Genomic DNA, 14,367 nt, shown 5'->3' on the forward strand with positions numbered 1-14,367 from the left:
GAAACTCGCCCTTCCGCGAGTTTTCAAACAGCCTGTTAAGGGTTCCGCCGCCGCGATCTTCCCCCTACATTCAGGGCATGGCCCAGCCGATCCACGAACTGACCGACCGGGCGCGCGACGTGTTTCGGATCGTCGTCGATTCCTATCTGTCTACGGGCACGCCGGTGGGATCGCGCACCATCGCGCAACTGTCGGGGCTGAACCTGTCGCCAGCCTCGATTCGCGGCGTGATGCAGGATCTTGAGGAAGCCGGGCTGCTCGCCGCGCCGCATGTCAGCGCCGGGCGGATGCCGACCGAGAGCGGCCTGCGCCTGTTCGTCGACGGCATGATGCACGCGATGGAGCCGTCGGCGCAGGAACGCGCCGCGCTCTCCGCGCAGGTCCAGAGTGCCGGGCCGGTCGAGGAAGCGCTCGCCGCCACCGCGACCGCGCTGTCCGGCCTGTCGGCCAGTGCCGGGCTGGTGCTGGTGCCCAAGCGCGAACCGGTGTTGCGGCAGGTATCGTTCGTACCGCTGTCGGCCGATCGCGCGCTGGCCATCTTGGTCGGGGCCGACGGATCGGTCGAGAATCGCGTGGTCGATCTCGTCCCCGGCACCGGTTCGGCGGCGCTGGCCGAGGCGGCCAATTACCTGACCGCCCGCCTGTCGGGCATGACGCTGGAACAGGCGCGCGCGCGCATCCTTGCCGAGATCGGGCAGGAGCGCGCCGAACTAGATGCCACCGCGCGCGTGCTGATCGAGCGTGGCCTTGCGGTATGGAGCGAGGACGGCGGCCACCGCCCGGTGCTGATCGTGCGCGGGCAGGCGCGGCTGCTCGACGAGGCGGCGTCGAGCGATCTCGACCGGGTGCGACAGTTGCTCGACGAGCTGGAGGGCAAGGAAGAGATCGCCCGGCTGCTCGAATCGGCACAGGGCGGGGATGCCGCGCGTATTTTTATCGGGTCGGAAAACAAGCTGTTCGCATTGACCGGATCCTCGGTGATCGCCAAGCCGGTGCGCGCGCTCGACGGGCGTGTGGTCGGCGTGGTCGGGGTGATCGGCCCCGTCCGGTTGAACTATGCGCGTGTCGTGCCCATGGTGGATTTTACTGCCGCGACGCTGGCGCGGCTTCTTGGTTGATGAGTAAGAAGAGAGTGGAATGACCGATACTCCCGCGAACGACGATACCGCCGACCTGCGCGAAGCCACCGCCGAGGCCGCGCCCGAAGTCGCCGAGGCGGATCGCGCCGCCGAGCTGGAAGCGAAGCTGGCCGATGCGCAGGCCGAGGTGCTCTATGCCCGTGCCGATCTGCAGAACGTCCGTCGCCGCGCCGAAAAGGAAGTGGCCGATGCCCGCGCCTATGCCGCGACCGCCTTTTCGCGCGACATCCTGTCGGTCGCCGACAATCTCGCCCGCGCGCTGTCGGCGATCCCCGACGATCTGCGCGGCGAGGAGCGGATGAAGGGCCTCGTCACCGGGCTGGAGGCGACCGGCCGCGAGCTGGAGAGCGTGTTCAGCCGCCACGGCATCACGAAGATGAACGCGGTCGGCGAGTCGCTCGATCCGAACCGCCATCAGGCGATGTTCGAGGTGCCGTCAAAGGATGCCGCCCCCGGCACCGTCGTGCAGGAAATCCAGACCGGCTACATGATCCGCGACCGGTTGCTGCGCCCGGCGCTGGTCGGCGTGGCCAAGGCGCCGGAGGGCGACGCCTGACCGACCCCGCCCCGACCGATCTGGCGACGCCGCCGCGTTTCGAACGGATTCCCGATCCCCAGGCGATCGCGAATCCGCAGGCGCTGGCAGCGGCACTGGCGGCGATCCCCGACGACAGCGACCGTGCGGCATTGCGCCGCGCGGCGACCGCCGTGCTGCGCGACGCGCTGGCACGTGGCCGGTCCGAGATCGAACGACGCTTTCGCGACCGGCCGGGTCACGGGCTGGAAACGGCGGCGGCCTATGCGTGGCTGACCGACGTCATCCTTTTGGCGCTGTCGGAGGTGATCGTCGGCCGGGTCCATCCCAATCCCAACCCGACCGCTGCCGAGCGGATGACGCTGATCGCGGTCGGCGGCTATGGCCGGGGCGAGATGGCCCCGCATTCGGACGTCGACATCGGCGTGCTGACCCCGTGGAAGCAGACGCCATGGTCCGAACAGGTCATCGAATCGCTGCTCTACGCGCTATGGGATCTGGGGCTGAAGGTCGGCCATTCGTCGCGCTCGCTCGACGAGATGGTGCGCCAGGCCAAGGGCGACGCGACGGTGCGCACCGCACTGGTCGAGGCGCGCTATGTCTGGGGCGATACCGCGCTCTATGCCGAGGCGGCGCGCCGCTTCAAGGCCGAGGTGCAGGAAGGGACCGCGCGGACCTTCATCGCCGAGAAGCTGTCCGAACGCGACGCGCGGCACAAGCGGATGGGCGACACCCGCTATGTCGTCGAACCCAATGTGAAGGAGGGGAAGGGCGGCCTGCGCGACCTCCACGCGCTCTTCTGGATCGGCAAATACGCCTATAACGTCCGCCGCGCCGCCGATCTGGTACACGCAGGGTTGCTGAGCGCGCCCGAGCTGCGCAAGTTCAATCGCGCCGAGGATTTCCTGTGGGCGGTGCGCTGTCACCTCCACCTCATCACCGGGCGGGCCGAGGAGCGGCTGACCTTCGACGTGCAGACCGAGATCGCGACGCGGATGCGCTACAGCGACCGCGTCGGCAAATCGCGGGTCGAACGGTTCATGCAGTTCTACTTCCTGCAGGCCAAGCGCGTCGGCGACCTGACCGGCATGTTCCTCAGCCATCTCGACGAAACCTATGCCGCGCGCGGCAGCCGGTTCGGCCTGCCCCGGTTGCGGCGCCGGCCGCGCCGGCTGCATGGCTTCGTCCTCGATCGCGGGCGCCTCGCGCTGCCCAAGGACAATTTCTTCGCCGAGGACCCGGTCCGGCTGATCGAGATCTTCGCGCTGGCCGATCTCCACAGCCTCGAAATCCATCCGCTGGCGATGCGCGCGGCGTCGCGCGATGCGCGCCTCGCGGGGCACGTCCGCTCGCATCCGCGCGCCAACCAGTTGTTCCTCGACGTGCTGACGTCCCCGCGCGATCCCGAACTGGTGCTGCGCTGGATGAACGAGGCGGGGGTATTCGGCCGGTTCATTCCCGATTTCGGCCGCATCGTCGCGCAGATGCAGTTCGACATGTACCACCACTATACGGTCGACGAGCACACCATCCGCATGATCGGGCTGCTGTCGCAGGTCGAGCGCGGCATCTGTCGCGACGAGCACCCGCTCGCTACCGCGCTGTTCGGCGGGATCGTGCAGCGGCGCGCGCTGTTCGTCGCGGTGCTGTGCCACGACATCGCCAAGGGGCGCGGCGGCGACCATTCGATCCTGGGGGCAGAGGTAGCGGAACGGCTGTGCCCGCGTCTCGGCCTCACCCCGGCGGAAACCGAGACGGTCGCATGGCTGGTGCGCCACCACCTGCTGATGTCGGCCACCGCGTTCAAGCGTGATCTCAGCGACTTCAAGACGATCCTCGACTTTACCGGCGTGGTGCAGTCGCCGCAGCGGCTGCGCATGCTGCTTGTGCTGACCGTCGTCGATATTCGCGCGGTCGGGCCGGGGACGTGGAACGGGTGGAAGCGCCAGTTGCTCACCAAGCTGTTCGAGACGGCGGAAGAGGTCCTGCGCCTCGGCCACAAGCAGCGTGGCCGCGACGAGCGTATCGCCGAGAAGCAGGAGACGCTGCGCGCCGCGCTCGGCTGGGACCGCGAGACGCTGGCCGCCTATGTCCGTCACCTGACGCCGGCCTATTGGATCGCCGAGCCCGACGACGTCATCGTCGCCAACGCGCGGATGGTCGATCATGCCGGCGACATCCGCCTGTCGATCGAAACCAGCGTCGACGAGGATCGCGGCGCGACCTTGGTGACGGTCCATGCCGCCGACCATCCCGGGCTGTTCTATCGCATCGCCGGGGCGATCCATGCGGCGGGCGGCAACATCATCGACGCGCGTATCCACACCACCCGCACCGGCATGGCGCTCGACAATTTCCTCGTCCAGAATCCGCTGGGCGGGCCATTCGACGAGGCGGGGCAGCTCGAACGGTTGAAGAAGACGATCGGCGACGCGCTCGCCAACCGGATGAAGCTGGGCGACCGGCTGGCCGCCAAGCCGCTGTCGCGGCCGCGCGCCGAAGCGTTTCCGATCGAGCCGAACGTGCTGATCGACAATGCCGCCTCGAACCGCTTCACCGTGATCGAGGTGAATGCCCGCGACCGGCCGGCGCTGCTCCACCATCTGGCGCAGGCGCTGTTCCAGTCGAAGGTGACGCTGCATTCGGCGCATGTCGCGACCTATGGCGAACGCGCGGTCGATACCTTTTACGTCACCGACCTGACCGGCGACCGGATCACCGGGCAATTGCGGCTGAAATCACTCGAACGGCGGATGCTGGACGCGGCGGCGGGCAAGGAGTTCGCGGGCTTCGTTTAATCCCTTGCGGATTGGTGGGGATTGGGGCAGCATCCGGCCATGGACCTGCCGTTCCTGCTGCTGATCGCAGTCATCGCCGTGGTGCTGGCCACCGCCTTCATCGCATCGTGGATTCATCGCGACCGGTCGCGCCGTGCAGCCACCGGCGGCGACTGGTTCGTCTCTGATGGCGCATGGAGCGACGCAGGCCACAGCGGATCGTCGGATTGCGGCGGCAGCGACGGTGGCGGCTGCGGGGGCGGCGACTGAGCCACCCCCGGCCGGGGTCACTGCTTGTAGGCGACGAAGCGGGCCGTCGTGCCCTGCTTCAGATTGGTCGATTCGACGGTCATCTTCTTGCCGTCCGGCGTAACCGTCACGATCATCCGGCTGTCCGCCTTGCCGCCGATCGACGAATCGAGCTGGACCGCATTGGCGCCGAGCCGCCTGGCCGCGATCATCCGCCCGGCGATGTCGCCCTCGACCTTGACCGGGGGGCCACCGAACGTCGCGACATAGTGCGATCCGGTGCCGTCGGCGAACGAGAAGCGATCGCCCTCCAGCCGCATCGTCACCGTCATCGTGTTGTCGGACCCCTTGTCGAACGAGGTCGTGACCCAGCTTCCGCCCAGGACATGCGACCCGGGCGCGCCCGCCGCGCTCCGCCGTGCGGTGCTGCGATAGATGGCGGGCTGACCATTGGCGGTGGCAAGGTCGGTGTCGACCGAGGTCAGCGTCTTGCCATCGGCGGATACGCTGATCCGGTCGGTCTCGACCAGTCGCCCGCCCTTGCGATAGTGGAATTCGACGGTGCGCGGATCGATCTGTTTCAGCGCGGCTTCGTCGAAATAATTCTGGCCGGCGACGCGGTGGAAGCTTCCGTCGGCGGGAATGCCCCATGGCGTGCTGCAACTGACACAGCGATAGCCGGTCTTGTTCAGGGTCAGGACCCACGGCTTCTTCGGAATCTGGGCGCTGCCCAGATCGACCCGCCACCGTCCGTCGAACACGCTCTGTGCCGATGCCGCCGCCGGAAGCACCATCGCCGCCAGCGCGAAACCCAAACCAAGATGCCTCATGCAATCCTCCGAGATTGCGGCCATGACCTGTACCGGCGAGTCGCGTTGCCGCCCCCCACGCATCGCGGCGCGAGTATACGCGGCCCCGGCGATCGTCCCAAAACAATATGTCGGCCAAGGTTTCCGGTGCGTCAGGCGACCTGTCGCACCGGCGTCACGCCCGCCAGTTCGGCGCGGATCGCCGCGACCTCGTCGAGCAGCCGGTTGATCTGCGCCTCGGCCCGCAGGTTGGTTTCGTAATCGAGCCGCACTTCCAGCCGGTCCTTCGCCGCTTGCCGGTTCTGGCTCATCATGATGATCGGCGCCTGCAACGCCGCCAGCATCGACAGCATCAGGTTGAGGAAGATGAACGGAAACGGATCGAACGCATGGCCGCCCAGCACGATCGTGTTGAGCACCGCCCAGCCGATCAGGAACAGGCAGAACGAGGAGATGAAGCCCCACGACCCGCCGATCGCGGCGACCCGGTCTGCAAGGCGTTCGCCCAGCGTCATCGTATCGTCGAACGCGGCATTGGGATCGCGCACGGGCGCGGCGCGGCGGAAGGGATCGGTCAGGAACCGGAGGGTGGTGTTCATCGGGGAGTACCTCGCGCGGGACGACCGGCCGCATCGGCCGGTTCGCGCGCACCCCCCGAAACGATCAGGCGAGTTGCGGAAGCGGCCGATGCGGCGCGGTCAATCGACTGGAATCGTTGTCGGACATGGACCCATTCTCGGGACGTTGGCGGAGTCGAACGGACCACGGCGGGACCGTTCGGGCGGGCAGATGCGCCCGTCGGCGGCGGGCGTCAAGCGACGGGACATTAAAAAACCGTCATGTCCACACGCGGGGACATGACGGTTTTTCGAAGCGACCGGAAACCGGCGGCAGACGCTTATTTGGGCGCGAGCACCATCAGCATCTGGCGGCCTTCCATGCGCGGATAGGCTTCGACCTTGGCGATTTCGTGCAGGGCCTCGGCAACGCGCTGCAACACCGCCATGCCGAGCTGGCCGTGGCTCAGCTCGCGACCGCGGAAGCGCATCGTCACCTTGACCTTGTCGCCCTCGCCGATAAATTCCTCGACCTTTTTCATCTTCGTATCATAATCATGATCGTCGATGTTCGGACGCATTTTGATCTCCTTGATCTCCTGCGTCTTCTGGGTCTTGCGGGCGAGGTTCGCCTTCTTCTGCGCCTCGTACTTGAACTTGCCGACGTCGAGGAACTTGGCGACCGGCGGATCGGCGTTCGGCGATACCTCGACCAGATCGAGCCCGACCTCGGCAGCGGCCTCGATGGCGGCGCGCGTGAACATCACACCCAGATTCTCACCCTCATGGTCGATCACGCGGACCTTGGGCGACTGGATGAATTCGTTGAATCGGGGGCCGTTCATCGGCGGCGGCGCATTGGGGCGTCGCATCATGGGCGGACGGATAGGTGCTGCTCCTGTAGTTGACCAAAGACCTATATAATCAATCTTGCGCGGTTACGAAAGGTTCCGCGCAAGATCGGGTGCCAGCGCCTCCTGCCGGAGCATCGCGACCAGATCGTCGAGGGCGATCACCTGCTGTCCCTGGCTGCCCAGACGGCGCAGCGCGACGGTGCCTTCCTCCGCCTCGCGCTTGCCGACCACCACCAGCGCCGGGACCTTGGCGAGCGAATGTTCGCGCACCTTGTAGTTGATCTTCTCGTTGCGCAGGTCGGTTTCGACGCGGATTCCCGCCGATTTCAGCGCGGCGGCGACCTCGCTGGCATAGTCGTCGGCGTCGGACACGATCGTCGCCACCACCGCCTGCACCGGCGACAGCCACATCGGCATGCGCCCGGCGTGATGTTCGATCAGGATGCCGAGGAAGCGTTCGAACGTGCCGAGGATCGCGCGGTGGAGCATCACCGGGCGGTGACGGTTGCCGTCCTCGCCGACATAGGTCGCGTCGAGTCGTTCGGGCAGCACGCGGTCCGACTGGATCGTGCCGACCTGCCACGTCCGGCCGATCGCGTCGGTCAGGTGGAATTCGAGCTTGGGCGCATAGAAGGCGCCTTCGCCGGGCAGTTCCTCGAACTTGCCCTTGATGTCGTCGGACAGGGTCGACGACAACACCGCCTCGCGCAGTTCGGCCTCCGCCTTGTCCCACATGTCGTCGGAGCCGAAGCGCTTGTCCGGGCGCAGCGCCAGCTTCACCGCATAGTCGGTGAAGCCCAGATCGCGGTACACCGAGTCGAGCAGTTCGCAGAAGTCGCGCACTTCCTGCACCAACTGATCCTCGCGGCAGAAGATGTGTGCGTCGTCCTGCGTGAACTGGCGCACGCGCATGATGCCGTGGAGCGCGCCGTGCGGCTCGTTGCGGTGGCAGCAGCCGAATTCGGCCATGCGGATCGGCAGGTCGCGGTACGACTTGATCCCCTGACGAAAGATCAGGACGTGTGCCGGGCAGTTCATCGGCTTGAGCGCCATCAGATCGGCATCGCCGCTCAGGATCGCGCCCTCGTCCTCGGTATTGGGGATTTCGTCGGGGACGACGAACATGTTCTCGCGATATTTGCCCCAGTGGCCCGACTGTTCCCATTGCCGCGCGTCCATCAACTGCGGCGTCTTGACCTCCTGATAGTCGGTCGCGTCGAGCCGGCGGCGCATATACGCCTCAAGCTGCCGCCACATCATATAGCCCTTGGGGTGCCAGAACACCGACCCTTGCGCCTCGCTCTGGAGATGGAACAGGTCCATTTCCGCGCCCAGCTTGCGGTGGTCGCGCTTGGCGGCCTCCTCCAGTCGCGTCAGATGCGCGTCGAGCTGCTTCTTCGACAGCCAGCCGGTGCCGTAGATGCGGCTGAGCATCGCGTTCTTCTGATCGCCGCGCCAATAGGCCCCCGACACGCGGGTCAGCTTGAATGCCGCCGGATCGAGCTTGGCGGTCGATTCGAGGTGCGGCCCGCGACACATGTCGAGCCATTCGCCTTGGCGATAGATCGTCAGTTCCTCGCCCTCGGGCAGTTCGGCGGCCCACTCGGCCTTGAACGTCTCGCCCTGTGCGGTCCAGCGGTCGATCAGTTGCTGGCGCGTCACGACCTCGCGCACGAACTTTTCGCCGCGCGCGATGATCCGGCGCATCTCGGCCTCGATCAGCGGCAGATCCTCGTCGGTGAACATGCCGCGGCCCGGCGCGGGGGCGAAGTCATAGTAGAAGCCGTCGTCGGTCGCCGGGCCGAAGGTGATCTGCGTGCCGGGATAGAGCGTCTGCACCGCTTCGGCCAGAACGTGCGCGAAGTCGTGGCGGTGGAGTTCGAGCGCGTCGCTCTCGTCCTTCGCGGTCACGAGCGCCAGCGCGGCGTCGCCGTCGAACGGGCGGTTGAGATCGCGCACCTGTCCGTCGACCCTGGCGGCGATCGCCGCCTTGCGCAGCCCCGGCGAGATCGCGGCGGCGATGTCGGCAGGGGTAGTGCCCGGCGTCACCTCGCGGACGGCGCCGTCGGGGAGGGTGATGCGGAACAATGCGGACATGGAAGCGACCCGGTGTGCGAGGAAGGTAAACGCCTGCCGACTAGCCGTTGGGGCGGGGGAGGGCAAGGATGCGCGGCGGCCTCACTCCACCGCCGCGCCCTTGTCCGAATAGGTGATGCGGATGCGGACCCACACCCCGATCAGCGGCTTGCCGCCGACGCGCGGCGGCACGATGCGGAACTGCCACGCCGCCTGCCGCACCGCGCCGGCCAGCCCCGATCCCCGCGCCGACTGGCCGATCTCGCGGCAGTCGGTGACTTGATTGTTCGGGATGGTGCGGCACGCGATCTCGCCCCAGCCGGGCTGGGCGCGCGGCGACAGATAGGTCGACAGCTCGGCATGGGTCGGGCGGCGATACCAGTCGGCGGCATAGAGCCGGTCGCCGCCGCCGCTGCCGCCGCCGGCATCGGCCACCGCGTCGCCATCGCCGCTGTCGCCCTTGGCGGCACCGCTCCCGGCCCCCTCGGTCGCCGCGCTCTTGCCCGGGGCGATCGCGGCACGGGCGAAGTCGCGCCCGGTCATCGGGATCACCCGCGACCAGATGTCGTCGCTGGGCGCGGTCGGCACCGGCGGGGGCGGCGGAATGTCGGGCGGGGGGGCGACCTGCTCGACCGGGGCTGCGGTCGCGGCGCTGCCCGATGCCGCCTTGCGCGCCGCCTGTTTCGCCGGGGCGGCGGCCGGGGCGACCCGGTCGGCGGGCAGCATGTCGACCACCAGCGCCGATTCGGGGCCGGGCGGCGGCGACATGATCGTCGGCGCGATGTGCAGCAGCAGCCACAGGATCAGCAGGTGGATGCCGACGACCAGCGCCAGCGTCGCCACGCGCCGGCGCAGCGGTACGGGCGCCTGCGCGGAATATCGTTCCTGAATCACCTGCGTCGCCACCGGACCGGCCCTTAGCGCAGGCGCGACCGGCGGGCGACGGGAATCATGCGGCGCGGCGGACGGTTCGGAGTCGGTTTGAAAACTCGCGAAAGTGCGAGTTTCGGGTCAGTGCCAGCCCGCTCCCCTTCCCCGCCACCCACGCAAGTATCCTGAATGGGTGGCGGGGAGGGGGAGCGGGCTGGCACCGCCACTCAATGCGCCGCAGCCGAACGCGCCCGGCCGACGACGAAATCGTGCAGTTCGGCGGGATGATCGCTCTGGATCATCGAGACGCCGCCCCGGATCAGCCGCCCCCATACCGCATCGGGATCGGCCAGCGCGGCGGTATCGCCACCGATGCCGCTCACGAAGCCTTCCCACAGGCTGTTCGCCCACAGTCGCCCGCCGGCCTTGCGCGCGGCTTCCACGACACTGGCGAGGTCCGACAGCGCCATGCGCGGAATCTCATAGCCGACCGGGCGGACCGTCGCCTGCGACTGGCGTTCGATCACCTGCGCCAGATCGGTGGTGCCCGACAGCATCGGCATGAACGGGACGGCGGCATAGGGCGCCAGCCCGGCGAGCGGCGGGCTGGCGATCCCCGCCGTCGCCTTCACCAGCACCCGCCCCTCGGCCCCGGCGCGCCGCACCGCCTCGATTACTTCGATGTAAACCGAATCCTTGACGTCGAGGTTGAGGACGATCCGCCCCGCCGCCGCCGCGAGCATCGTGTCGAGCGTCACGACCCGGCGGTCGGTCAGCGCCGCACCGGCCCCGCCGAGATCGTCGCGCAGCCGCAGCGCCTGAATCTGCGCGAGCGTCAGGTCGGCGACCCGGCCGTGCCCGTCGGTCGTCCGGTCGACGGTGGCGTCGTGGATCATCACCAGATGCCCGTCGCGCGTCATCCGCACGTCGGTTTCCATCACGTCGATCCCCTTGGCGACGCAATGCTCCAGCGCCGCCAGCGAGTTTTCGGGTGCGCTGCCCAGGCCCCTGATCGTGGCATGGCAGCCGCGATGGGCGATCACGACCGGGCCGGCGGCGGGATCGGCGATCCGTGCCATGATGCGCAACGCCGGGTCCAGCTCGCGCCGCGCGGCGTCGAGGTCACGCCGGAATCCGGCATCGCCGTGCAGCCGAGCGACCATCGCCGCCGCCGCCTGCCGCCCGGCGGCGACCGCGCTGGCATTATGCGCGCCACAGATGATCCGGCTTTCGCCATATTCCCGGCCCCGCGCGAGGATGTCGCTCGCCCGCGCGGGCAACAGTTCGGCCAGCACCAGCGCGACCGACGTGCCCCATGCCGTATGGCCCGAGGGATAATCGTAGCTGTTCTCCAGCGCGGCGCGCGGCTGGCAGATCGCACCGGCATCGACCAGGAACGGGCGGCGGCGGGCATAACCGCGTTTGGCGACGTTCACCGCCGCCGCCACGTCGCCGCGCATCCGCGTCAGCAACCTTGCCAGCACCGGCGTCGCCTCGAGCGACAGCGGCTGGCCCGCCGCCGCCGTGAAGTCCGCGAGCATGGCGGGGGTGCTTTCATCGACGTCCGCGATCGCCTGTCGCCAGCGCGGCGTGCCCTCCTGCGACCGGGTCGCCCGGAACGTCGCGCGATCGGCTGCGTCCTCGCTTGATCCGGTCACGGGCGGCTGCGGCAGGACGTCGCGCAACGCGACGCCCGGCCCGGCCAGATAAGGTTGCCCGGCGGCGGGCGCCGCCAGCGCGAGCAACGGCAGCAGGACCGTGTACCGCATCAGTAGCGGACCAGCGCGCCGATGTAGAAGGCGCGCCCGTTGTTGATCTCCTCGCGCAGCAGTCCGAAGCCCGGTCCGAACAGGCGCTGCGGGCGGAAGTTGGTCAGGTTCTTGCCCTGCGCCACGATGGTGAAGCGACGGTCGAGCTTCAGGCGGATCTGCGCGTCGAACAGGTCGCTGGTCGCATAGCGCCGGTCCTGCAACGGATCGGACGTGGAAACCGAGAAGAGGACGGGCGACAGGTGGTTCCACGCACCCTGCACCTGCACCGGTCCGGCGGTATAGAACAGCTTGGCGTTGGCGACGGTGTTGGCGCTTTCGAACAGGCCGGACAATTGCCGCGTGCCCAGGCCGTTCGGCGACACCACGCTCGGCGGCGTCGGATCGAGCAGCGTGACGTTGGCGGAAAAGCCGAAGCCGGCGAGCGGGCCGGGCAGGAAGCGCATCCGCGACACCACCGCGTTCAGCTCCACCCCCTTGATCTGCGACGTGCTGCCGTTGACCGGACGGATGCGCGTGACCAGCGTGGGCGTGCCGTCGACCGTCTCGATCGCCTGATTGCGCGCGGTCAGGATCTCGTTCCGGATGTCCTTCAGGAACAGCCCGGCGGAGAACAGGATGTCGCGGTCGACATAGAATTCGGCGCTGATGTCATAGTTACTGGCAAGACGCGGTTTCAGGTCGGGATTGCCGCTGGTGATCGTCCGCCCGCCGCCATCGGCCTGCGAGAAGATCGACACGACCTCGCGCGCCGCCAGATCGTCGTAATTGGGGCGGCCGAGCGTCCGGCTGGCGGCGGCGCGTAGCTTGAACCGGTCGCTGACGTTCCAGTTCACCTGTGCCGAGGGCAGCCAATAGCCGTAATCCTGCTCGCGCTGACCGAACACGAAACTGGTGACGCCGGCCCGCGTGTTGCTGGAGGTCGAGGTAGTGCGCAGGTCGGTCTGTTCGTAGCGTACTCCGCTCGTCACCTCGATCGCATCGGTCGCGTAGCGCGTCATGACGTAGCCCGCGAGAATGTCCTCGCCCAGCGAATAGTCGGGCGTCAGGCTGGCCGAGGTGTTGGCGGTATTCGCGCTGAAGCCGCTGCCGTTGGCGGCGAAGAAATCGGCGGCGAGCCGGGGGTCGACGAACAGCATCGGCTGGTTGCCGCTGTTATAGGCGGAGAAGCGCGCATCGGGATCGTCGACCGCCGACAGCAGGAAATTGCTCGACGACAGCGGGCGGAAATTCAGGACGGTGAAATCGTAGCGGCGGTTGAGGAAGCGGGCATAGGCACCGGTCTGGACGCCCCAGCCGCGTTCGTTGGCCGCCATGTTGACGCCCAGATTGGCCTGCGCGGTCAGCGCGCGTTCGCGGTTGTTGTCGGCGGTCGTGCCATATTCGAACTGGCGGTAATTTGCCGGGTCGAAGGCATAGCCGGCATTGGCGAAGGTGAAGCGGGGAAAGTCGCCGGGCGTGATCGCATAGCGATAGGCGAGGTTCGGCGTATTGGCGATGCGATAGGTCGCGAGCGTCGCATCCTGACGATAGGTCGACACCGCATAGTTGACGCCGAAATCGGCACGGACGGTGTCGGCGGGGGTCAGTTCGGCATGGAAGTCGCCGTAGCGCACCCGGCGTTGCTGGGCGTATTGCGCGAGGTCGACCTGCGCATTGGCATTGGCCACCGATCCGCCGCTTGTCGTCACGTCGGCAAAATTGGTGTAGCGGTTGGTGGCGGCCGTCACCGCGGTATTGGCGATGACGATGTTCGACTGCCGCTCCTCGTCGTTGGTGTGGCGGAAGTCGGCCAGCGTGAACGCGGCGCGGAACAGGATATGGTCGTCGAATTCCAGCTTGCCGAACGCGCCGTAGCGCTGACGGACGTTATCATAGTGCAGCCAGCGGCGGCGATCCGGCGCAACGAGGGCGTTCGACACGTCGTTCGCCGGCGATGTCAGCCGGCTGCCCGTCGTCGGATCGAAATACAGATAATTGTCGGTCGCCGAATTGAGCGAGGCCGAGTCGCGGCGGAAATAGCTGGCCGACACGACGAAGCCGAACTTGCGTTCGGGACCGAAAGTGGCGGCGGCGATCAGTTCGGCCTGGCCCGACGGGGTCGCATCGGCGCGGACCCGGCGATAGTCCCAGGTGCCGATGTCGAAACGCCCGCCGAGGAAGCCCTTGCCGCCATTGTCGAACGCGCTGCGCGTGCGCAGGTTGGCGACCCCGCCGATCGCATTGCCGTTCATCGCGGCATTGACCGACTTGTACACCTCGACCCGCGAGGCGAGCGACGAGGGGATGACATCGAGCGAGACGTTGCGGCGGCCGACCTCGTTGGCGGGCAGCGTCACGCCGTCGATCTGGACGAGGTTATAATCGGCGTTGAGGCCGCGGATCGACAGGAATTGCGCTTCGCCGCGCGCATTGTTCTGCACGGTCGAAACACCCGGCACGCGGGTCAGCGCCTCGCCCAGACCGAAGTCGGGCAGCGTGCCGATCTCATCGGCGCTGATGCTGTCCGAAATGACGGCGATCGTGCGCTTCGCCTCGATCTCGCGCAGCGCCTGAAGCGGCGCGCCGGTGACGACGATCTCGCCTTCGGCCTCGTCCTGCGGCGTGCCGGCGGCGGGCGCGGGCGGCACGCCCTGCGCCATGGCGGGCGCGGCGATGGCCGATGACAGCAACAGGATCGCGCGTGTCGTAACGAACAGTTTCATGGTGTTTCCCCTCTATCCCCGATCTGG

General features: G+C 67.8%; 11 protein-coding genes. 4 read left to right on the forward strand and 7 right to left on the reverse strand.

The window, feature by feature from the left end; all coding sequences use genetic code 11:
* Nucleotides 1–77: 77 nt before the first annotated feature.
* From hrcA to ASE78_RS08770, 4 genes are read left to right on the forward strand one after another with little or no spacing between them, the layout of a single operon-like run.
* The gene (gene hrcA / locus ASE78_RS08755) at nt 78–1,118 is read left to right on the forward strand and encodes a heat-inducible transcriptional repressor HrcA (RefSeq protein ID WP_056495811.1); all 1,041 of its coding nucleotides are present in this window, start codon (nt 78–80) and stop codon (nt 1,116–1,118) included.
* Between the two features lie 19 nt (nt 1,119–1,137).
* Nucleotides 1,138–1,695: a nucleotide exchange factor GrpE gene (gene grpE / locus ASE78_RS08760; protein ID WP_055760972.1), complete on the forward strand. Its 558-nt coding sequence runs from the start codon at nt 1,138–1,140 to the stop codon at nt 1,693–1,695.
* Nucleotides 1,696–1,715: 20 nt separating this feature from the next.
* On the forward strand, nt 1,716–4,472 hold the full coding sequence (locus ASE78_RS08765) for a [protein-PII] uridylyltransferase (RefSeq protein ID WP_056495814.1): 2,757 nt from the start codon (nt 1,716–1,718) through the stop codon (nt 4,470–4,472).
* Between the two features lie 39 nt (nt 4,473–4,511).
* Entirely contained in the window at nt 4,512–4,721 is a 210-nt protein-coding gene (locus ASE78_RS08770; protein WP_056495817.1) for a hypothetical protein, read from the forward strand.
* A 17-nt stretch (nt 4,722–4,738) separates the two neighbouring features.
* On the opposite strand, the gene ASE78_RS08775 is transcribed toward ASE78_RS08770, so the two are convergent.
* The 7 genes from ASE78_RS08775 to ASE78_RS08805 form a co-directional block, all read right to left on the reverse strand.
* On the reverse strand, nt 4,739–5,530 hold the full coding sequence (locus tag ASE78_RS08775) for a hypothetical protein (protein WP_156351372.1): 792 nt from the start codon (nt 5,528–5,530) through the stop codon (nt 4,739–4,741).
* 131 nt (nt 5,531–5,661) lie between these two features.
* Nucleotides 5,662–6,108: a DUF1003 domain-containing protein gene (locus ASE78_RS08780; RefSeq protein ID WP_056495823.1), complete on the reverse strand. Its 447-nt coding sequence runs from the start codon at nt 6,106–6,108 to the stop codon at nt 5,662–5,664.
* A 299-nt stretch (nt 6,109–6,407) separates the two neighbouring features.
* Nucleotides 6,408–6,941 carry a translation initiation factor IF-3 gene (gene infC / locus ASE78_RS08785; protein WP_055760955.1) on the reverse strand — a complete coding sequence of 178 codons (534 nt, stop codon included), beginning with the start codon at nt 6,939–6,941 and terminating at the stop codon, nt 6,408–6,410.
* 63 nt (nt 6,942–7,004) lie between these two features.
* On the reverse strand, nt 7,005–9,017 hold the full coding sequence (gene thrS / locus ASE78_RS08790) for a threonine--tRNA ligase (RefSeq protein WP_056495825.1): 2,013 nt from the start codon (nt 9,015–9,017) through the stop codon (nt 7,005–7,007).
* A gap of 81 nt (nt 9,018–9,098) precedes the next feature.
* Nucleotides 9,099–9,902, reverse strand: coding sequence for a hypothetical protein (locus ASE78_RS08795; protein ID WP_056495828.1), 804 nt, complete (start codon nt 9,900–9,902; stop codon nt 9,099–9,101).
* A 191-nt stretch (nt 9,903–10,093) separates the two neighbouring features.
* Nucleotides 10,094–11,635, reverse strand: coding sequence for a glycerophosphodiester phosphodiesterase family protein (locus tag ASE78_RS18935; protein WP_162236481.1), 1,542 nt, complete (start codon nt 11,633–11,635; stop codon nt 10,094–10,096).
* Nucleotides 11,635–14,340, reverse strand: a complete 2,706-nt coding sequence (locus tag ASE78_RS08805) for a TonB-dependent receptor (protein WP_056495829.1) — start codon at nt 14,338–14,340, stop codon at nt 11,635–11,637. Before ASE78_RS08805 ends, ASE78_RS18935 begins: the two co-directional genes overlap by 1 nt.
* Between the last annotated feature and the right edge of the window lie 27 nt (nt 14,341–14,367).

The sequence above is a fragment of the Sphingomonas sp. Leaf25 genome (genome assembly GCF_001421635.1).
GTDB lineage: Bacteria > Pseudomonadota > Alphaproteobacteria > Sphingomonadales > Sphingomonadaceae > Sphingomonas.

What these genes read in the sequence shown, in the direction of transcription:
- hrcA (WP_056495811.1), top strand. Translation starts at nt 78, where the DNA reads ATGGCCCAGCCGATCCACGAACTGACCGACCGGGCGCGCGACGTGTTT.
- grpE (WP_055760972.1), top strand. Translation starts at nt 1,138, where the DNA reads ATGACCGATACTCCCGCGAACGACGATACCGCCGACCTGCGCGAAGCC.
- ASE78_RS08770 (WP_056495817.1), top strand. Translation starts at nt 4,512, where the DNA reads ATGGACCTGCCGTTCCTGCTGCTGATCGCAGTCATCGCCGTGGTGCTG.
- ASE78_RS08775 (WP_156351372.1), bottom strand. Translation starts at nt 5,530, where the DNA reads ATGAGGCATCTTGGTTTGGGTTTCGCGCTGGCGGCGATGGTGCTTCCG.
- ASE78_RS08780 (WP_056495823.1), bottom strand. Translation starts at nt 6,108, where the DNA reads ATGAACACCACCCTCCGGTTCCTGACCGATCCCTTCCGCCGCGCCGCG.
- infC (WP_055760955.1), bottom strand. Translation starts at nt 6,941, where the DNA reads ATGATGCGACGCCCCAATGCGCCGCCGCCGATGAACGGCCCCCGATTC.
- thrS (WP_056495825.1), bottom strand. Translation starts at nt 9,017, where the DNA reads ATGTCCGCATTGTTCCGCATCACCCTCCCCGACGGCGCCGTCCGCGAG.
- ASE78_RS18935 (WP_162236481.1), bottom strand. Translation starts at nt 11,635, where the DNA reads ATGCGGTACACGGTCCTGCTGCCGTTGCTCGCGCTGGCGGCGCCCGCC.
- ASE78_RS08805 (WP_056495829.1), bottom strand. Translation starts at nt 14,340, where the DNA reads ATGAAACTGTTCGTTACGACACGCGCGATCCTGTTGCTGTCATCGGCC.